At 71.6% G+C, this 18,208-nt stretch carries 17 protein-coding genes; 9 read left to right on the top strand and 8 right to left on the bottom strand.

The genetic code is table 11. From position 1 onward, the window contains the following. The first annotated feature begins 7 nt into the window (after positions 1-7). On the top strand, positions 8-1,033 hold the full coding sequence (locus ACIPTO_RS34570; protein ID WP_401198662.1) for an SAM-dependent methyltransferase: 1,026 nt from the start codon (positions 8-10) through the stop codon (positions 1,031-1,033). 38 nt (positions 1,034-1,071) lie between these two features. Here the strand turns inward: ACIPTO_RS34570 and ACIPTO_RS34565 are convergent, their stop codons facing one another. Beyond that, positions 1,072-2,223, bottom strand: coding sequence for an NADH-quinone oxidoreductase subunit D (locus ACIPTO_RS34565; RefSeq protein WP_366322246.1), 1,152 nt, complete (start codon positions 2,221-2,223; stop codon positions 1,072-1,074). A gap of 31 nt (positions 2,224-2,254) precedes the next feature. Here ACIPTO_RS34565 and ACIPTO_RS34560 point away from each other — a divergent pair, with 31 nt between their 5' ends. Both ACIPTO_RS34560 and ACIPTO_RS34555 read left to right on the top strand, forming a co-directional pair. Beyond that, a complete protein-coding gene (locus tag ACIPTO_RS34560) occupies positions 2,255-2,755 on the top strand; it encodes a PH domain-containing protein (protein WP_401198660.1) in 501 nt (166 codons plus the stop codon). Then, positions 2,752-4,107 carry a PH domain-containing protein gene (locus tag ACIPTO_RS34555; RefSeq protein ID WP_401198658.1) on the top strand — a complete coding sequence of 452 codons (1,356 nt, stop codon included), beginning with the start codon at positions 2,752-2,754 and terminating at the stop codon, positions 4,105-4,107. The genes ACIPTO_RS34560 and ACIPTO_RS34555 overlap by 4 nt, the downstream gene beginning before the upstream one ends. Before the next feature lie 7 nt (positions 4,108-4,114). On the opposite strand, the gene ACIPTO_RS34550 is transcribed toward ACIPTO_RS34555, so the two are convergent. Both ACIPTO_RS34550 and ACIPTO_RS34545 read right to left on the bottom strand, forming a co-directional pair. Then, the gene (locus tag ACIPTO_RS34550) at positions 4,115-5,551 is read right to left on the bottom strand and encodes a hypothetical protein (RefSeq protein ID WP_401198656.1); all 1,437 of its coding nucleotides are present in this window, start codon (positions 5,549-5,551) and stop codon (positions 4,115-4,117) included. A 94-nt stretch (positions 5,552-5,645) separates the two neighbouring features. Continuing rightward, a complete protein-coding gene (locus tag ACIPTO_RS34545; RefSeq protein ID WP_401198654.1) occupies positions 5,646-6,776 on the bottom strand; it encodes an alpha/beta hydrolase in 1,131 nt (376 codons plus the stop codon). Positions 6,777-7,002: 226 nt separating this feature from the next. Here ACIPTO_RS34545 and ACIPTO_RS34540 point away from each other — a divergent pair, with 226 nt between their 5' ends. The 6 genes from ACIPTO_RS34540 (at position 7,003) to ACIPTO_RS34515 (ending at position 12,203) form a co-directional block, all read left to right on the top strand. Then, positions 7,003-8,814, top strand: a complete 1,812-nt coding sequence (locus ACIPTO_RS34540) for a phosphatidylglycerol lysyltransferase domain-containing protein (RefSeq protein ID WP_366322256.1) — start codon at positions 7,003-7,005, stop codon at positions 8,812-8,814. 151 nt (positions 8,815-8,965) lie between these two features. Next, the gene (gene folP, locus ACIPTO_RS34535) at positions 8,966-9,874 is read left to right on the top strand and encodes a dihydropteroate synthase (protein ID WP_366322258.1); all 909 of its coding nucleotides are present in this window, start codon (positions 8,966-8,968) and stop codon (positions 9,872-9,874) included. After that, entirely contained in the window at positions 9,871-10,374 is a 504-nt protein-coding gene (locus ACIPTO_RS34530) for a nuclear transport factor 2 family protein (protein ID WP_366322260.1), read from the top strand. The genes folP and ACIPTO_RS34530 overlap by 4 nt, the downstream gene beginning before the upstream one ends. Before the next feature lie 313 nt (positions 10,375-10,687). Then, a complete protein-coding gene (gene folB, locus ACIPTO_RS34525) occupies positions 10,688-11,047 on the top strand; it encodes a dihydroneopterin aldolase (RefSeq protein ID WP_019064273.1) in 360 nt (119 codons plus the stop codon). Continuing rightward, a complete protein-coding gene (gene folK, locus ACIPTO_RS34520; protein ID WP_366322262.1) occupies positions 11,044-11,655 on the top strand; it encodes a 2-amino-4-hydroxy-6-hydroxymethyldihydropteridine diphosphokinase in 612 nt (203 codons plus the stop codon). The genes folB and folK overlap by 4 nt, the downstream gene beginning before the upstream one ends. Before the next feature lie 59 nt (positions 11,656-11,714). Further along, a complete protein-coding gene (locus ACIPTO_RS34515) occupies positions 11,715-12,203 on the top strand; it encodes a DUF3180 domain-containing protein (protein ID WP_401198651.1) in 489 nt (162 codons plus the stop codon). 45 nt (positions 12,204-12,248) lie between these two features. Here the strand turns inward: ACIPTO_RS34515 and folE are convergent, their stop codons facing one another. The 5 genes from folE to ACIPTO_RS34490 form a co-directional block, all read right to left on the bottom strand. After that, complete coding sequence (gene folE / locus ACIPTO_RS34510) at positions 12,249-12,854, bottom strand: GTP cyclohydrolase I FolE (RefSeq protein WP_366322266.1); 606 nt, start codon at positions 12,852-12,854, stop codon at positions 12,249-12,251. Between the two features lie 134 nt (positions 12,855-12,988). Then, positions 12,989-15,022, bottom strand: a complete 2,034-nt coding sequence (gene ftsH / locus ACIPTO_RS34505) for an ATP-dependent zinc metalloprotease FtsH (protein WP_366322268.1) — start codon at positions 15,020-15,022, stop codon at positions 12,989-12,991. Between the two features lie 186 nt (positions 15,023-15,208). Then, positions 15,209-15,769 (bottom strand): hypoxanthine phosphoribosyltransferase, encoded by a 561-nt coding sequence (hpt, locus tag ACIPTO_RS34500; RefSeq protein ID WP_366322270.1) that lies wholly within the window; start codon positions 15,767-15,769, stop codon positions 15,209-15,211. A 65-nt stretch (positions 15,770-15,834) separates the two neighbouring features. After that, positions 15,835-16,875, bottom strand: coding sequence for a tRNA lysidine(34) synthetase TilS (tilS, locus tag ACIPTO_RS34495; protein WP_366322272.1), 1,041 nt, complete (start codon positions 16,873-16,875; stop codon positions 15,835-15,837). Between the two features lie 193 nt (positions 16,876-17,068). Continuing rightward, on the bottom strand, positions 17,069-18,202 hold the full coding sequence (locus ACIPTO_RS34490) for a zinc-dependent metalloprotease (RefSeq protein WP_366322274.1): 1,134 nt from the start codon (positions 18,200-18,202) through the stop codon (positions 17,069-17,071). Between the last annotated feature and the right edge of the window lie 6 nt (positions 18,203-18,208).

Raw genomic sequence — 18,208 nt, 5'->3', positions numbered from 1 at the left:
TGACCACGTGACGGAAGACACCTCGGGCCGGTGGCGTGGCTGGCGGACAGCGTCCCAGGAGTCCCTGTACGGGCCCGAGGGCTTCTACCGCAGGCCCGAGGGGCCCGCCGGGCACTTCCGTACGTCGGTGCACGCCTCGGCGCTCTTCGCGGGCGCCGTGGCGCGGCTGCTGTGCCGGGTGGACCGGGCGCTGGGCGCTCCGGCCGCCCTGGACTTCGTGGACCTCGGCGCGGGCCGCGGCGAGCTGGTGACCGGCGTCCTCGCCGCGCTCCCCGAAGCCGTGGCCGCACGCGTGCGTGCCCACGCCGTCGAGCTCGCCGACCGTCCCGTGGGACTCGATCCCCGCGTCGCGTGGACGGCCGAGCCCCCGAAGGGGATCACCGGGCTGCTGTTCGCCAACGAGTGGCTGGACAACGTGCCCCTGGAGGTGGCGGAGGTGGACCCGGCAGGCGTCCCGCGGATCGTCCTCGTACGGGAGGACGGCACCGAGCGGCTCGGGGAGCCCGTCTCCGGCGCGGAGGCCGCGTGGCTCGCCCGGTGGTGGCCGCTGGCTCCCGAGGAGGGGCTGCGGGCCGAGATCGGCCTCCCCAGGGACACCGCCTGGGGATCCGCCGTCGCCACCGTCGACCAGGGGCTCGCGATCGCCGTCGACTACGCGCACACCCGGGACACCCGCCCCCCGTTCGGCACGCTCACCGGCTTCCGCGAGGGCCGCGGGACGGCACCCGTACCGGACGGGTCGTGCGACATCACCGCGCACGTCGCCCTGGACGCCTGCGCGAGCGCGGCGGCCGACGCTCCGGCGGGCGCGCTCCCCGGCGCACGCCTGCTCACCCAACGCGCCGCCCTGCGCGCCCTCGGCGTCACGGGCACGCGCCCCCCGCTCGCACTGGCCTCGACCGACCCGGCGGCCTACGTCCGCGCCCTCGCGAGCGCCGGTGAGGCGGCCGAACTCACCGCGCCGGGCGGCCTCGGCGACTTCGGCTGGCTGGTGCGGCCGGCCGGCATCCCGGACCCGCTCGACGAGCCCTGAACAGCCCCCGCCCGCCAGCCGGCCGGCGGAACCGCCGCCTACTTGTCGATGTCCCCGACCACGAAGAACAGCGACCCCAGGATCGCCACCATGTCCGCCACCAGCGTCCCCGGCAGCAGCACCGCGAGCGCCTGGATGTTGTTGTAGGACGCCGAGCGCAGCTTCAGCCGGTACGGGGTCTTCTCGCCCTTGCTGACGAGGTAGTAGCCGTTGATGCCGAGCGGGTTCTCGGTCCACGCGTACGTGTGCCCCTCGGGCGCCTTGAGGACCTTCGGGAGCCGCTGGTTGATCGGACCGGGCTCCAGCTCGGCGAGCCGGTCCAGGCAGGCGTCCGCGAGGTCGAGCGCGTTGTGGGTCTGCTCCAGGAGCACCTCGAAGCGGGCGAGACAGTCGCCCTCCTGGCGTGTGACGACCTTCAGGGTGTCCTGGAGCTCGCCGTACGCGAGGTACGGCTCGTCCCGCCGCAGATCGAAGTCGACGCCCGAGGCACGCGCGATGGGCCCGCTCACGCCGTACGCGTGCACGGCCTCCGCCGACAGCGCGCCCACCCCGCGCGTGCGGCCCCGGAAGATCTCGTTGCCGAGCACCAGGTCGTCGAAGCGGTCCATCCGGGAGCGCACCGCGGCGACGGCCTCACGCGCGCGTGCCGTCCAGCCCGCCGGGACGTCCTCCTTGAGGCCGCCGACGCGGTTGAACATGTAGTGCATGCGCCCGCCGGAGACCTCCTCCATGACGTTCTGGAGGACCTCGCGCTCCCGGAACGCGTAGAACACCGGGGTGATGCCGCCGAGTTCGAGGGGATACGACCCCAGGAACATCAGGTGGTTGAGGACCCGGTTCAGCTCGGCGAGCAGCGTGCGCGTCCACACCGCGCGCGGGGGCACCTCCATGCCGAGCATGCGCTCCACCGCGAGGACGACGCCCAGCTCGTTCGAGAAGGCCGACAGCCAGTCGTGGCGGTTGGCGAGCATGATGATCTGGCGGTAGTCGCGCGCCTCGAAGAGCTTCTCGGCACCGCGGTGCATGTAGCCGATCACCGGCTCCGCCCGCTGGATGCGCTCGCCGTCGAGGACGAGCCGAAGCCGCAGCACGCCATGTGTGGAGGGGTGCTGGGGGCCGATGTTGAGCACCATGTCGGTGCTCTCCGCGGCGCCGCCGATCCCGACCGTGGTCTCCGTCGTGGGAGTCATGGACACAGTCTGTCGTACGTACGCTTGCGGCATGGAGACGGGGACTGCCACCCAGGGCGGCACGGCGAGCGAGCCGGTGTGGACCGGGCTGCCGCCGGGGCTGCTGAAGATGCGACGCCTGTTGCTGGTGGTGTGGCTGGGGCTGCTGGCCGTGGCCCTGGCAGTGCCGCTGGGGCTGTTCGTCGGCCCCGGGTGGGCCGCCTTCGCGCTGCTGCCGCTCGCCCTGATCGTGTGGGGCTGGGTGGTGCTGGGCCGCAACTGGCGTTCCTGGAGGTACGCCGAGCGCGCGGACGACCTGCTGATCACCAGGGGCGTGCTCTGGCACCACGAGACGATCGTGCCGTACGGGCGGATGCAGCTCGTGGAGGTCACCTCGGGGCCCGTGGAGCGGCACTTCGGGCTGGCCAGCGTGCAGCTGCACACGGCGGCCGCGGCCACCGACGCGACCATCCCGGGGCTCGTGCCGGCCGAGGCCGAGCGGCTGCGCGACCGGCTCACCGAGCTGGGCGAGGCCCGATCGGCGGGGCTGTGACGACGCCGGGCGCCGAGAAGGACGTACCCGAGGGCGTCGGTGCCATACGGGAGCGCGCGCCCGTGGTGGAGCGGCGGTTGCATCCGGTGACGCCGTTGCGGCGGGCGTGGGCGCCGGTCGCCGTCGTCATCGGGTGGGCGGTGCACGACCCGAACCAGGCGCAGGAACAGCTGACGAGGCTGACCACCGTCACCCTGCTGATCGCCCTGGCCGTGATCGTGCCGGCCGCCGGCCTGTACGGCTTCCTGACCTGGTGGTTCACGCACTTCGCGGTGACCGACACCGAACTGCGCATCCGTACCGGCCTGTTGTTCCGGCGCACCGCGCACATCCGGCTGGAACGCATCCAGGCCGTCGACGTCACACAGCCCCTCCTCGCGCGCGTGGCGGGTGTCGCCAAGCTGAAGCTGGACGTCGTGGGGACCGACAAGAAGGACGAACTCGCCTTCCTGGGCGAGGGCGAGGCCCGGGCGCTGCGGGCCGAACTCCTCGCGCGGGCGGCCGGTTTCGCGCCGGAGACCGCGCACGAGGTCGGCGAGGCGCCCGCGCGGCAGCTGCTGCACGTACCGGGCGGCGTCCTCGCCACGTCCCTGGTGCTGACCGGCGCCACCTGGGGCTCGCTGGCCGCCGCCCTCGTCGTACCGCCGCTCCTGTGGCTGGCCACCCACAGCGTGTGGACGGTCCTCGCGACCGCGCTGCCGCTGCTGGGCGCGGCGGGCGCGAGCAGTGTGGGACGGTTCGTCGGGGAGTACGACTGGACGGTGGGCGAGTCCCCGGACGGGCTGCGCATCGACCACGGGCTGCTGGACCGCACGCACGAGACGGTGCCCCCGGGGCGCGTGCAGACGGTGCGGATCGTGGAGCCGCTGCTGTGGCGGCGGCGCGGCTGGGTGCGGGTCGAACTGGACGTGGCCGGCTCGTCGAACTCGGTGCTGGTGCCGGTCGCCCCGCGCGAGGTCGCCGAGTCGGTCGTCGCGCGGGTGCTGCCCGGCGTGACCGTGCCGCCGCGCGAGGCGCTGTCCCGTCCCCCGCGCCGTGCGGGCCGGTGCGTACCCCTGTGGTGGCGCGGCTACGGCCTCGCGGTCACCGACACCGTGTTCGTGGCCCGGCACGGCCTGCTCCGCCGGAGCACGGCGCTGGTTCCGCACGCGAAGGTGCAGAGCGTACGGCTGACCCAGGGGCCCTGGCAGCGCCTCTGGCGGCTCGCGGAGGTCCACGTGGACACGGGGGCCAACAAGACCGTCACAGCCCGTCTGCGGGGCGTCGAGGAGGCCGCTGAGCTGCTGCGCGACCAGGCCGAGCGGTCACGGACGGGGCGCAGGGACGCCCGGCCGGACCGCTGGATGGCCTGACGGCGGCTCAGGAGGCCGCGCTGCGCAGCCCGTGGAGGTTGATCTGCTCGGTCTCGTCGTGTGCCGTCAGGTCGATGACCTGACCGACGCCGACATCGCGCGAGCGCTCGTCGGCCGGCTTGAACTGCGCCTCGGCCTCCGCCTTGTGCACGGCGAGGGCCTCCTGGCCGACGACGTCGGCGAGGTCCTCGTTCTGCACGGCGTCCATCGCGGCGGACGTCGCGCCCTTCTGCATCCCGAAGAAGTCGAAGCCGCCCTCGACCATCGGGCGCCGCACGGGGGCCGCGGGGACGACCGCCACCGCGGTCGGCACGGTGAAGTGCCCCGACGGCTGCGCGGACTGGGCAGGCTGGGCGGGGTGCGCGGCCGGGGGAACGGCGGCCGCGTGCTCGTGCCCGTCGACCGCCTCGGGCTTCCCCTCCGCCTCGTCCTCCTGCGCGGCCTCCGGCTCGGAGCCGCCGCCGTCGGCCCGCACCGGGGCGGGTTCGGCGCCCGCGGACTCCTCGCCCTTCGAGGCGACGTCCTTCGACACCGGGGCCGCCGACGTGGAGTCCTTCGGCCCGGCGTCCTTCGGCGCCGACTCCTCGGGCCCGGCGTCCTTCGACGCGGGGTCCTTGGGAGCGGGGTCCTCGGGTCCGGGCGTCCCGCCGTCGTCCCCGCGCCGGCCCAGCGCCGCCTTGGCCCGCAGGAAGAGCTTGGAGCCCTCCGGGGAGAACACCGTGGCCACCGCGGGCTCCTCCGCGGCGGCGACCTCGCCCGCTTCCGGCTCGGCGTCCCCGGCGTCCTCGGTGTCCTGGGCGTCCTGGGCGTCCTCGGCGTCGGTGTCGGCTTCCGCGTCCGTCCCGTCCTCGGCGGCGACCGAGGCAGCCACAGCCTCGGTGTCGTCGGTCTCGGGAACCTCGGGAGCGTCGTCCTCGAACTCCGGCTCCACGTCCGCCACGACGTCCTCGCCCGCCACCGGAACGGGCGGCAACGCGCGCGCGGGCTCCGCGGCCTCTATCTCCAGCAGCCGGCGGCCCTCCAGGGCGCTCGCGCGCTCGGTCTCCGCCGTGGCGTACCGGCGCAGCAGTGCCGCGTGTTCGTTGCGCAGGCCCGCGAGTTCGGTGCGCTTGGCGCGCAGCTTGTGCTCCAGCTTGACGCGGAGCTCGCGCGACTCGTCGAGGTCGGACTCGAGTTCGGCGAGCCGCTCCTCGTAGCGCCACTCGTCGCTCGTACGCGCGCGTATCAGGTCGGCGACCTGTTTGCCCGCCTGTGTGTCCCAGCGGCGCATGAACGCCGCCCCGACGAGCGCGGTCGCGGCGGCGACGGCCGCCACTATGCGGAGCGCCGCCGGCTGCGAGAAGACCCAGGGCCCGAAGGCGCAGACGAGCGACACGCCCGCGATCGCCGAGGGGGGCAACAACCGGTGCAACGGCGGGGAATGGCGATGACGTCCACGTGGCATGGCCAGAAACTTACCGCGCGTAGGCGAATCATGGTGCCCCGCCCGGTAAAAACCCAGCCACCCCTGTTCCCTCACCCGAATCCCGTGGTCGCTTTCACCACTCGGTGAGCCGCCCGCTGATCCACTGGAGGGCCGGCGGGATCTCGCGCCGCCAGGTGTTGAAGTTGTGGCCGCCGCTGTCCAGGATGATCGACGCGATGCGGGTGGAGTTCCTGGCCTGCACCTGGCCGATGAATTTCAGGGTGTCCTTGTAGTTGTGTTCCCCGACCCTGCTGCTGGTGACGAGCAGTGAGGTGTCGGGCGCGGGACGGTGCTTGATGTACCAGGACAGGTCGGCCTCGTTCCGCAGCGTCCGGTCGCCCTGGAAGAGGTCTCCCGTGGTGGGGTCCTTCGGCGCCTTGTAGTACGGCGACAGGCCCGCCCCCGCGGCATATGTCCCCGGGTGGTGCATCGCGAGCTTCAGGGCGCAGTAACCGCCCGTGGAATCGCCGATAATGCCCCAGCTCCCGGGCTTCCTGCTCACCCTGTAGTGGCTCGTCACGGCGTCGGGGAGGTCCTTGGCGAAGAACGACTCGGTCCGCGGTCCGCCCGGGACGTCGACGCACTCCGTGTCGCGCGGCGGTGCCACCGTGGGCCGCAGCATCACCAGGATCATCGGCTGCATCCGGCCCGTCCTGGCCAACTGCAGGGCGGTGCGCGGGTAGTTCAGCTTGTCGACGAGCGCCTGGGCGGTGCCCGGGTACCCCGTGAGGACGACCGTCGCCGGGAACAAGCGGGTGCGGTACTGCGGCTGGAAGTACTCCGGCGGCAGGTACACGTAGGCGGGGGTGGCGATGTGGGTCGTACGGCCGACTATGTCGACCCGCTGCACCTGGCCCACGCGCTGCGGCCGTACCGAGCCGCCCGGGGCGTCCACCCGCCGGGTGTCGACCACGTGGAGCGGGCCGCCGGAGCCCTGGAGCGCCGAGTGGTCGACGACCACTCCCTGGTCGGTCTCCTTGCCGAACAGGTCGGCCCAGCTGGCGTAGAAGCCGAAGGCCTGGTTGACGCCGAGGCCGACGGACGCGAAGAGCACCAGCTGGGTGGCCAGGAGCAGGCCGACGCGTCCGCTGACGGCCAGCCAGTTCCGCCTGGCCAGGCGGGGCCACAGCCACACCGTGCCGATGAACAGCAGCACGGCGCACGCGATCGCCAGTACCAGCACTTTCCTGCTCGTGAGTCCCATGAGCTGTTCCCGCCCGCGCTTTCCGCCCGCCGCGCGCACGCGAGTTTCGCGAACGTTTGCCCCGGGCTTTCCTCTGCCTTTGAACCGGCTTTCCGCTGAGGAAGGAACCTCCTTCCTCTAGACACCGTCCTAGAGGGCGCAATGTCGCCGGATGCCCTGATCGGGCCCGGATCCAAGGTCTCTCGCGGAACTATGGGATGCGATGTCTGTCAGGATAGATGGGGAAATGTCGGGCGAGGTTCCTAGCCGAACAAGCCGGGTCCGGCGCATAGTCCGTGGTCCGCGCCCCGAGGTCGTTCCCACGCTCGTCGCCAGGGCCTGTGCCCTCGTCGGCCTGCTGGACATCGCCGCAGGGGTGTTCCCGCGCTTCCGGCACAGCCGGATGCACACGATGGCGGAGGTGCTGCCGGGCGCGCTCGGCCCCTTCGCCGCGGCCCTCTCGCTCAGCGCCGGTGTGCTGTTGCTGCTCCTCGCGCACGGGCTCAGGCGACGCAAGCGCCGTGCCTGGCGGGCCGCCGTCGCGCTGCTCCCGGCGGGCGCCGTGGCGCAGTTCGCCTACCGGCACTCCCTCATAGGAGTCGTCATCTCGGCCGCGCTGCTCGCGCCGCTGCTGATGCACCGGGACGAGTTCCGGGCGCTGCCCGACCCGCGCAGCCGCTGGCGCGCGCTGGCCAACTTCGTGCTCATGGGCGCCGGTTCCCTCCTCCTCGGACTGGTCATCGTCAGCGTCCACTCCAAGCGCATGGTCGGCGACCCGAGCCTGGCCGACCGCATCACGCACGTCCTGTACGGCCTGTTCGGCTTCGAGGGACCCGTCGACTACGAGGGCAGCACCTCCTGGACGGTGGCCTTCTCGCTGGGCGCCCTGGGGCTGCTCACGGCGGTCACCACCATCTACCTCGCGTTCCGGCCCGAACACCCGGCCGCGCGGCTCACCCCGGAGGACGAGACGCGTCTGCGTGCCCTCCTGGAGAAGCACGGCCGCCGCGACTCGCTCGGCCACTTCGCGCTCCGCCGCGACAAGGCCGTCGTCTTCTCGCCCAGCGGCAAGGCGGCGGTGACGTACCGCGTCGTCTCCGGGGTGATGCTCGCCAGCGGTGACCCCATCGGTGACGTGGAGGCCTGGCCGGGCGCCATCGAGCGGTTCATGGACGAGGCCAAGGCCCACTCCTGGACCCCCGCCGTCATGGGCTGCTCGGAGACGGGCGGCGAGGTGTGGACGCGTGAGACCGGTCTCGACGCCCTCGAACTGGGCGACGAGGCGGTGGTCGACGTGGCGGATTTCTCGCTCGCCGGGCGCGCGATGCGCAACGTACGCCAAATGGTGAAGCGCATCGAGCGGGCCGGCTACGAAACCCGGGTACGGCGTGTACGTGACCTCGGCGAGGGCGAGTTGGACCGCATCCGGCTCGCCGCGGAGGCCTGGCGGGGCACCGACACCGAGCGCGGCTTCTCCATGGCGCTCGGCCGCATCGGCGACCCGGCCGACGGCGACTGCTTCGTCGCGACCGCCCACAAGGCGGACGAACAGCCGGGCGAGTACGGCGACCTGAAGGCGATCCTGCACTTCGTGCCCTGGGGCACCGACGGCATGTCGCTCGACCTGATGCGCCGTGACCGCGCGGCCGACCCCGGGATGAACGAACTGCTGATCGTCGCCTCCCTCCAGGCGGCCCCGAAGCTCGGCATCACGCGCGTGTCGCTCAACTTCGCGATGTTCCGCGCGGCGCTCGCCCGGGGCGAGAAGATCGGCGCGGGCCCGGTGCTGCGCGCCTGGCGCGGACTGCTGGTCTTCCTGTCCCGCTGGTTCCAGATCGAGTCCCTGTACAAGTTCAACGCGAAGTTCCAGCCCCGCTGGGAACCCCGCTTCGTCGTCTACCGCGCCTCCGGCGACCTCCCCCGCATCGGCTTCGCCGCGATGCAGGCCGAGGGCTTCGTCAACCTGGCCCTCCCGCTGCCGCGCTTCCTGCGCCGCCGTACGACCGCGGCCCCGGCGTGCGCCCACGGGCTGGCGGAACGGGATGTCCGCGCGGCCTGACGGACCGGCCGGGCCCGAGCGGGCACCCCGCCTCCCCCCGGGGCGGGCCCGCCCGGGCCTGGTCCAGCGGCCTGCGGTCCCCCGCCGGACCAGGCCGCTTCCACCCGGCCCGCAGAGCCGTACGCCCTCCCTCTGGGCCTACGCTGGCCGTATGAGCAAGCAGAGCGGACGCGGGCACGTCACGGGCCTTCCGGAGTGGGACCGCTGCGCGGTCATGGGAGTCGTGAACGTCACCCCGGACTCCTTCTCCGACGGCGGCCGCTTCTTCGACACCACGGCGGCCGTCAAACGCGGCCTCCATCTGGTCACCGAGGGCGCCGACCTGGTCGACGTGGGCGGTGAGTCCACCCGCCCGGGCGCCGCCCGCGTGAGCGAGGCCGAGGAACTCAAGCGCGTCATCCCCGTGGTGCGCGGCCTGGCCTCCGAGGGCGTCACCGTCTCCGTCGACACCATGCGCGCCTCCGTCGCCGAGCAGTCCCTCGCCGCGGGCGCCGTCCTGGTCAACGACGTCAGCGGCGGCCTCGCCGACCCCGCGATGATCCCGGTCGTCGCCTCCTCGGGCGCCCCCTTCGTCGTCATGCACTGGCGCGGCTTCCTGGAGGGCGGCAACGTGAAGGGGGTCTACGAGGACGTCGTCTCCGAAGTCGTCGACGAACTGCACGCACGCGTGGAGGCCGTTCTGGCCGGCGGTGTCGCACCCGACCGGATCGTCGTCGACCCGGGACTCGGCTTCTCCAAGGACGCCGAGCACGACCTCGTCCTCCTGGCGCACCTCGACCGCCTGCTCTCCCTCGGCCACCCCCTCCTGGTCGCCGCCTCGCGCAAACGCTTCCTCGGCCGCGTCCTCGCGGGCCCCGAGGGCGCGCCCCCGCCCGCGCGCGAGCGCGACGCCGCCACGGCCGCCGTCTCCGCGCTCGCGGCGCACGCCGGCGCGTGGGCGGTGCGCGTCCACGAGGTCCGCGCCACCGCCGACGCGGTACGGGTGGCACGCGCCGTGGAAGGGGCGCGCGCCCCCGGCGCCCACCCGGCCCCGCACACCGACTCCGAGGCGGCCCTGTGACCACCCCGCACACCGACGTCGAACAGGTGGAACTCGCCAACACCGCGTTCTACGAGACCCTTGAGCGCGGCGACTTCGACGAGCTGTCCTCGCTCTGGCTCACCCCGGCCGACCTGGGCGTCGACGAGGAGTACCACGACCCGGCGGACAGCGGCGTGATCTCCTGCGTGCACCCGGGCTGGCCGGTGCTGACCGGGCGCGGCGAGGTCCTCCGGTCGTACGCGCTGATCATGGCGAACACCGAGTACATCCAGTTCTTCCTGACCGACGTGCATGTCTCGGTGACCGGCGACACCGCGCTGGTCACCTGCACGGAGAACATCCTCAGCGGCGGCCCGGCCCCCGACGACAGCGACGAACTGGGCCCGCTGGTGGGCCAGCTGGTGGTCGCCACCAACGTGTTCCGGCGCACACCCGACGGCTGGAAACTGTGGTCGCACCACGCGTCCCCGGTGATGGCCGAAAACGACGAGGACGAGGGCGAGGACACCCCCACCTGAGTGGGTAGGCGACCCTCCTGGAGACCCGCCGGGCGCCCGACCGGGCTCGTCCGAGCGCGTCGCACACCCGTCGGAAACCCGTCGGGACCAAGAAGTGGTTGGAATCACGAACGTGCGGGTAGGGGCGGCTACCGACCCATGAGCCACCGGGTTCCCCAGGGGAAACGCTCGACGGACCCCCCTGGTCCCGGACGGTGCCCCCGCCCCCGCGGCCCGGCACTGTCAGTGCCCGCAGGTAGATTCGTTCGAGGCCGTAGTACCGCCCGCACACGGTACGAACCGGCCACCACCGACGATTGCAGGAGTGATTCGCGTGGATCGTGTCGCGCTGAGCGGCCTGAAGGCCCGCGGGCACCACGGCGTGTTCCCGAAGGAGCGCGAAGAGGGCCAGACCTTCATCGTGGACCTCGTCCTGGGCCTGGACACCCGGCCGGCCGCCGCCGACGACGACCTGACGAAGACCGTGCACTACGGCATCGTGGCCGAGGAGGTCGTGGCCGTCGTCCAGGGCGAGCCCGTCAACCTCATCGAGACCCTCGCCGAGCGCATCGCGCAGACCTGCCTGAAGCACGAAGGGGTCGAGGAGGTCGAGGTCCGCGTCCACAAGCCGGACGCCCCGATCACCGTCCCCTTCGACGACGTGACCGTCACCATCACCCGGAGCCGAGTATGACCTTCTCGTTCACCGAGGGTCACAGCGACCCGACCGTCCAGCCGGTGCCCGCCTCCGTGGTGCAGCAGGTGGACGCCGCCGACACCACGCTCAGCAACCCGAGGCGCGCCGTGATCTCCATCGGCGCGAACCTGGGCAACCGCCTGGAGACCCTCCAGGGCGCCATCGACGCCCTGGAGGACACCCCCGGAGTCCGTATCAAGGCCGTGTCCCCGGTCTACGAGACGGTGCCGTGGGGCGTCGACCCGGACAGCCAGCCGTCGTACTTCAACGCGGTCGTCGTCCTCAAGACCACCCTGCCCCCGTCCTCCCTGCTGGAGCGGGCGCACGCGGTCGAGGAGGCCTTCCACCGGGTCCGCGAGGAGCACTGGGGGGCGCGCACGATCGACGTCGACATCGTCGCGTACGCCGACGTCGTCTCGGACGACCCGGTCCTGACGCTCCCCCACCCGCGCGCCCACGAGCGGGCCTTCGTGCTCGCGCCGTGGCACGACGTCGAGCCCGAGGCGCAGTTGCCGGGCCGCGGTGCGGTGGCCGCCCTCCTCGACGCCGTCACCCGTGACGGCGTCGCGCCCCGCGGCGACCTGGAACTCCGGCTGCCCGAGTAGTCGTTAAGGTCGAGACGACCACTACGCCCGGACAGGGCACGGGGAGCTGAAGGGACACCGTGAGAGAGCTGCGGATCAGGGTGCTGGCCGGCGTGTTCGTGATCGCCGGAGTGCTGTCCTGGGCGGGGGCCCGGCTGTGGAGCGCGGTGGGGACCCTGCCGAGCGTGCCACTGGCCGCCCCCATCGTCCTCGCCGTGATCGCCGTGGTCCTGCTGGCCACGGCGCTCTCCCTGCGCGCCCGCCTCAAGGCGCAGCGAGAGCGCCGCCCCGGCGCCAAGGGCGTGGATCCCCTGATGGCCGCCCGCGCGGTCGTCTTCGGCCAGGCCAGCGCCTTGGTGGCCGCCCTCGTCGCCGGCATGTACGGCGGTACGGGCGTCTACCTCCTGGAGTCCCTCGACATCCCGGCCCGCCGCGACCAGGCCATCTACGCCGGCTTCTCGGTCGTGGCGGGCATCGCGGTCATAGCGGCGGCCCTCTTCCTGGAGCGCATCTGCAAACTCCCGGAGGACGACGACAACAACACGGCCGGGGCGACCCCGGTCACCTGACGGGATGCGCAGGCCCCCTGAGCGCCCCGAAAAAGGGCGGCCGTCTCAGCGGGCCATGATCAGGCTCATCGCCTCGTTGCGGGTGGCCGGATCCCGCAGCTGTCCCCGTACGGCGGACGTGATGGTCTTGGCGCCCGGCTTCCGCACGCCCCGCATCGACATGCACATGTGCTCGCACTCGACCACGACGATCACCCCACGCGGCTCCAGGATCGCCATCAGCGAGTCGGCGACCTGTGTGGTCAACCGTTCCTGCACCTGAGGCCGCCGGGCGTAGACGTCCACCAGCCGTGCCAGCTTCGACAACCCGGTGATCTTCCCGTCGGCCGACGGGATGTACCCGACGTGCGCGACCCCGACGAACGGCACCAGATGGTGTTCGCACGAGCTGAGCACCTCGATGTCCTTCACCAGGACCATCTCGTCGTGCCCCAGATCGAACGTCGTCGTCAGCACGTCCTCGGGCCGCTGCCACAACCCCGCGAATATCTCCTTGTACGCCCGCGCCACCCGCGCCGGCGTCTCCCGGAGCCCCTCCCGCTCCGGGTCCTCACCAACCGCGATCAACAGCTCGCGTACGGCGTTCTCGGCGCGCTTCTCGTCGAAGACACCGATCGCACCCTCGCCGTCCAGCGTCACGGGGTCGGTCATGTCTGCCTCGTTCCTGTGCGGGTCATCACGCGTGTGCGGGACACACGCCTCAGTTGCGGGCAAATGGAAAAGCCGCGCCCCCAGGCTAAATCCCTGGGGGCGCGGCTTCCATTTCAAGCCGTGTGAGACGCGCTTCAGTTGTCGGGGCGGTCCTCCGGGGCCTTCTCCAGCGTGGGAGAGGACTCGGTGGTCGCACCGGCGGTGATCGCGGGTCCCGCGCCGTTCGTCCCGTTCGTCAGTGACAGCTCCTTGGGGGAGAGCACCGGCGGGCGGGTGGACGGCGTACGACGGGAGGAGCCGGTCCAGGAGGGACGGGCCGGACGCCGGACGATGGGAGCGAAGATCTCGGCGATCTGCTCCTTGTTCAGCGTCTCCTTCTCCAGCAGCTGGAGCACGAGCGCGTCGAGCACGTCACGGTTCTCGACCAGGATTTCCCAGGCCTCGTTGTGCGCGTTCTCGATGAGCTTCTTGACCTCTTCGTCGACGAGCGCGGCGACCTCTTCCGAGTAGTCGCGCGGGTGCGACATCTCCCGGCCCAGGAAGGGCTCGGTGTTGTCGCCGCCGAACTTGATCGCGCCGAGGCGCTCGGTCATGCCGTACTGCGTGACCATCGCGCGGGCCGTCGCGGTGGCCTTCTCGATGTCGTTCGCGGCGCCCGTGGTCGGGTCGTGGAAGACCAGTTCCTCGGCCGCGCGACCACCCAGCATGTAGGCCAGCTGGTCGAGCATCTCGTTGCGCGTGGTCGAGTACTTGTCCTCTTCCGGCAGGACCATCGTGTAGCCCAGAGCACGGCCTCGGGAGAGGATCGTGATCTTGTGCACCGGGTCGGAGTTCGGGGAAGCCGCCGCGACCAGGGCGTGTCCGCCCTCGTGGTACGCGGTGATCTTCTTCTCCTTGTCCGACATGATCCGGGTCCGCTTCTGCGGGCCCGCGACCACACGGTCGATCGCCTCGTCCAGCATGCCGTTGTCGATCAGCTTGCGGTTGCCTCGGGCGGTGAGCAGGGCGGCCTCGTTGAGGACGTTGCTCAGGTCCGCGCCGGTGAAGCCCGGCGTGCGGCGCGCGACGGCCGACAGGTCGACGTCCGGTGCGACCGGCTTGCCCTTCTGGTGGACCTTGAGGATCTCCAGACGGCCCTGCATGTCCGGGCGGTCGACCGCGATCTGGCGGTCGAAGCGGCCGGGGCGCAGGAGGGCCGGGTCGAGGATGTCGGGCCGGTTCGTCGCGGCGATGAGGATCACGCCGCCCTTGACGTCGAAGCCGTCCATCTCCACGAGCAGCTGGTTCAGCGTCTGCTCGCGCTCGTCGTGACCACCGCCGAGGCCGGCGCCGCGATGGCGGCCGACCGCGTCGATCTCGTCGACGAAGACGATCGCCGGGGCGTTCGCCTTGGCCTGCTCGAAGAGGTCACGGACTCGGGAGGCACCGACACCGACGAACATCTCGACGAAGTCGGAACCGGAGATCGAGTAGAAGGGCACCCCGGCCTCGCCCGCGACGGCGCGCGCCAGCAGGGTCTTGCCGGTGCCGGGGGGGCCGTACAGGAGTACGCCCTTGGGGATCTTGGCGCCGACGGCCTGGAACTTCGCCGGCTCCTGGAGGAACTCCTTGATCTCGTGCAGTTCCTCGACGGCCTCGTCGGAGCCCGCGACGTCCGCGAACGTCGTCTTCGGGGTGTCCTTGGTGATGAGCTTGGCCTTGGACTTCCCGAAGTTCATGACTCGGGAGCCGCCGCCCTGCATCTGGTTCATCAGGAACAGGAAGACGACCACGATGAGGACGAAGGGGAGCAGCGACAACAGGATCCCGACGAAAGCGTTCTGCTTCGTCGGCGACACCGTGTAGCCGTCCGGAATCTGCTTGTCCTGGTACTTGGTCTGCAGCGTGGCCGCGAGGTCCACGCCTTGGTCGCCGATGTAGCTCGCCTGGATCTTGGAGCTGCCCTCGACCTTTACGCCGTCCTTGAGCGTGGCCTTGACGGTCTGCTCGTCACCGGTGGTGATCTTGGCCGACTCGACCTTGTTGTCATTGATCGCCTGGACGATCTGGCCGGTGTCCACCGTCTTGTAGCCGCCGGACGAGCCGACGACCTGCATCAACACGACCACGGCAAGGACGGCCAGCACGATCCACATGACCGGCCCACGGAAGTATCGCTTCACGTCCATCCATACGGAGCGAGTCCGCTCCGTCCCTCCTGCCATAGTGAGTTTGATAAAGACAGTTCTTCTGACGGTACCCCAGCATGGTGGGCCGAAGCCGCACAGGACCGCTGGGAGACGCGTCTGCATGCTCCAACGGCGCGAAACCCGCTGGGGTTCCCGATCGTCTTACAGGGCTTGGGCCGAGTGGCCCTAGCCGCCGTAGACGTGCGGCGCGAGCGTACCGACGAACGGGAGGTTGCGGTACTTCTCGGCGTAGTCGAGGCCGTAGCCGACGACGAACTCGTTCGGGATGTCGAAGCCGACCCACTCCACCTCGATGGCGACCTTGGCCGCCTCCGGCTTGCGGAGCAGGGTGCAGATCTTCAGCGACTCCGGCTCGCGCGAGCCGAGGTTGGAGATCAGCCAGGACAGCGTCAGCCCGGAGTCGATGATGTCCTCGACGATGAGGACGTGCCTGCCCTTGATGTCGGTGTCGAGGTCCTTGAGGATCCGCACGACACCGGAGGACTGGGTGCCCGCGCCGTACGACGACACGGCCATCCAGTCCATGGTGACGGGGGTGGACAGCGCCCGTGCGAGGTCCGCCATGACCATCACCGCGCCCTTGAGGACGCCGACGATCAACAGGTCCTTGCCCGCGTACTCCGCGTCGATCTTCGCGGCGAGCTCCACGAGCTTCGCGTCGATCTCTTCCTTGGTGATGAGCACCGACTGGAGGTCGTCACCCATGTCTTTCGCGTCCACCCGCATCACTTTCGGTCGTCCAACCGGCTACTACCTGGCCCCGCCCCCGGAGGTCCGGAGGGGGTGTCGATTCAGCCTTGCCGAATGACCAGTCTGCCACCCTGGCGCTGGGCGACGACTTTGCCCGGGAGATTGATGGCTCCCTGGCCGCGCCAGCCGGTGATCAGGCGGTCGACTTCCTCGATGTGACGGGCGAACAGCGAACCGGCCGGGGCACCGGCCTGGATGGCGGCCCGGCGCAGCACGCGGCGGCGCACGGCGGGCGGCAGGGCGTAGAGCTTGGCGCACTCCAGGAGCCCGGTGGCGTCCCGTACGGAGGCCTCGGCCTGGCTGGCCCAGCTGTCGAGGGCGTCGGCGTCGTCCCGGGACAGCTGCGCCGTACGGGCGAGCGCTTCGACGACCCCTTTGCCGAGCGCCTTCTCCAGAGCCGGGAGGCCTTCGTGGCGGAGCCGGGAACGTGTGTACGCCGGGTCGGCGTTGTGCGGGTCGTCCCAGACGGGCAGCGACTGGACCATGCAGGCCTTGCGGGCGGTCTGCCGGTCGAGCTGGAGGAAGGGCCGGCGGTAACGGCCGTCGGCCCCCGAGACCGCGGCCATCCCGGACAGGGAGCGGATGCCGGAGCCGCGGGCGAGGCCCAGCAGGACGGTCTCGGCCTGGTCGTCGCGGGTGTGGCCGAGCAGGACGGCGGCGGCGCCGTGCCGGGCGGCGCAGGCGTCGAGGGCGGCGTAACGGGCGTCCCGGGCTGCTGCCTCGGGGCCGCCCTCGCGGCCCACGGTCACGCTGGTGGCCTCGACGGGGTCCAGACCCAGCTCGCGCAGGCGCAGGACGACCTCGTCGGCGCGCAGGTCGGAGCCGGCCTGGAGGCCGTGGTCGACGGTGATGCCGCCGGCCCTGATGCCCAGCTTGGGGGCCTCGAAGGCGAGGGCGGAGGCGAGCGCCATGGAGTCGGCGCCGCCGGAGCATGCGACGAGCACGAGCGGCGAGGGCGGGCGCTCGTGCGAGGTGTGCCGGGAGGCGCCCGCTGTCTGGAGGGCCTCGTGGTCGGTGAGGATGTCGTGGAGTACGCGGCGGACCGCCAGGCGTATCGCCGCGACCGCAGGATGGGGACCCATGTCCGGTTCCCTTCATGAAGTTTTCGGGGGGTTGGCCCGAGGTTCGGTCACTCAGAGTGTGTAGATGGTGACAGAACCGGGGCGTTCCCCGAGCATCGCACGCCTACCCATCGCTCACGGTCCCTCGGACGGGTGATTGCAGGGGCGTTCGCCTGCCGCAGGCCGGATTCCTCTCACCACGCCCACGGCCCGTTCACGACTCGGCCTTGCGGTGCACCCGCGCGACCCAGTCCGCCGGTTTGGCGATCTCCGTCTTGGTCGGCAGCGTGTTCGGGGAGGTCCACACGCGGTTGAAGCCGTCCATGCCGACCTGGTCGACGACCGCGCGGACGAACCGCTCGCCGTCCCGGTACTGCCGCAGCTTGGCGTCCAGGCCGAGCAGCTTGCGCAGCGCCGAGTCCAGTCGCGAGGCGCCCTTCGCGCGACGCTGCTGGAACTTCTCGCGGATCTCCGCGACGCTCGGCACGACCTCGGGACCGACGCCGTCCATCACGAAGTCGGCGTGTCCCTCCAGCAGGGACATCACGGCGGTGAGGCGGCCGAGGATCTCCCGCTGCGCGGGCGTCTGCACGATCTCCACCAGGGACCGGCCGTCGCTGTCGTCCTCCTCGCCCTCGGGCCGTCCGCCGGCCAGCGACTGGGCGGCCTCCCGGATGCGCTCCAGGACCGTCATGGGGTCGACCTCGGTCTCCCCCAAGAACGACTGGATCTCGCCCTCCAGGTGGTCCCGCAGCCAGGGCACGGCCGTGAACTGCGTCCGGTGCGTCTCCTCGTGCAGGCACACCCACAGGCGGAAGTCGTGGGGCTGTACGTCGAGTTCGCGCTCCACGTGCACGATGTTCGGCGCGACCAGCAGCAGCCGGCCGCCCTTCGCCCCCGCCGGCAGCTCGCGGGAGGCCGGGGCGAACGTCTCGTACTGGCCGAGCACCCGCGAGGACAGGAACGACAGCAGCATGCCCAGCTCCACGCCGGTCACCTTGCCGCCGACCGCGCCGAAGACGGCGCCCCCGGGGGTGTTGCCGCGCCGCTCCTGCATCTTGTCCAGCAGCGGCTTGAGGACCTCCCGGAACCCGGCGACGTTCGCCCGCACCCAGCCGGGGCGGTCGACGACCAGGATCGGGGTGTCATGGATGTCGTCCGTGCCCATCCGGGTGAAACCCCGGACGTGCTGCTCCGAGGCCTTCGCGTGCCGGCGCAGCTCCGCGACGACGGCCCGGGCCTCGTCGCGGCTCACTTCGGGGCCCGGCCGTACCAGTCGGGTCGCGGTCGCCACCGCGAGATTCCAGTCGACCATCCCAGCAGATGCAGCACCACCGATGCTCGTCATGCGTCA

Source organism: Streptomyces sp. NPDC090083, from assembly GCF_044747445.1.
Lineage (GTDB): Bacteria > Actinomycetota > Actinomycetes > Streptomycetales > Streptomycetaceae > Streptomyces.
Note: the sequence above shows the minus strand (reverse complement) of the source record. Positions and strands in the feature narration are given on the sequence as shown.

Excerpts from the sequence above, each read along its gene's own strand:
- ACIPTO_RS34565 (WP_366322246.1), bottom strand. The coding sequence starts at position 2,223 with ATGACTCCCACGACGGAGACCACGGTCGGGATCGGCGGCGCCGCGGAG.
- ACIPTO_RS34560 (WP_401198660.1), top strand. The coding sequence starts at position 2,255 with ATGGAGACGGGGACTGCCACCCAGGGCGGCACGGCGAGCGAGCCGGTG.
- ACIPTO_RS34550 (WP_401198656.1), bottom strand. The coding sequence starts at position 5,551 with ATGCCACGTGGACGTCATCGCCATTCCCCGCCGTTGCACCGGTTGTTG.
- ACIPTO_RS34545 (WP_401198654.1), bottom strand. The coding sequence starts at position 6,776 with ATGGGACTCACGAGCAGGAAAGTGCTGGTACTGGCGATCGCGTGCGCC.
- ACIPTO_RS34540 (WP_366322256.1), top strand. The coding sequence starts at position 7,003 with ATGTCGGGCGAGGTTCCTAGCCGAACAAGCCGGGTCCGGCGCATAGTC.
- folP (WP_366322258.1), top strand. The coding sequence starts at position 8,966 with ATGAGCAAGCAGAGCGGACGCGGGCACGTCACGGGCCTTCCGGAGTGG.
- folK (WP_366322262.1), top strand. The coding sequence starts at position 11,044 with ATGACCTTCTCGTTCACCGAGGGTCACAGCGACCCGACCGTCCAGCCG.
- folE (WP_366322266.1), bottom strand. The coding sequence starts at position 12,854 with ATGACCGACCCCGTGACGCTGGACGGCGAGGGTGCGATCGGTGTCTTC.
- ftsH (WP_366322268.1), bottom strand. The coding sequence starts at position 15,022 with ATGGACGTGAAGCGATACTTCCGTGGGCCGGTCATGTGGATCGTGCTG.
- hpt (WP_366322270.1), bottom strand. The coding sequence starts at position 15,769 with ATGCGGGTGGACGCGAAAGACATGGGTGACGACCTCCAGTCGGTGCTC.
- tilS (WP_366322272.1), bottom strand. The coding sequence starts at position 16,875 with ATGGGTCCCCATCCTGCGGTCGCGGCGATACGCCTGGCGGTCCGCCGC.
- ACIPTO_RS34490 (WP_366322274.1), bottom strand. The coding sequence starts at position 18,202 with ATGACGAGCATCGGTGGTGCTGCATCTGCTGGGATGGTCGACTGGAAT.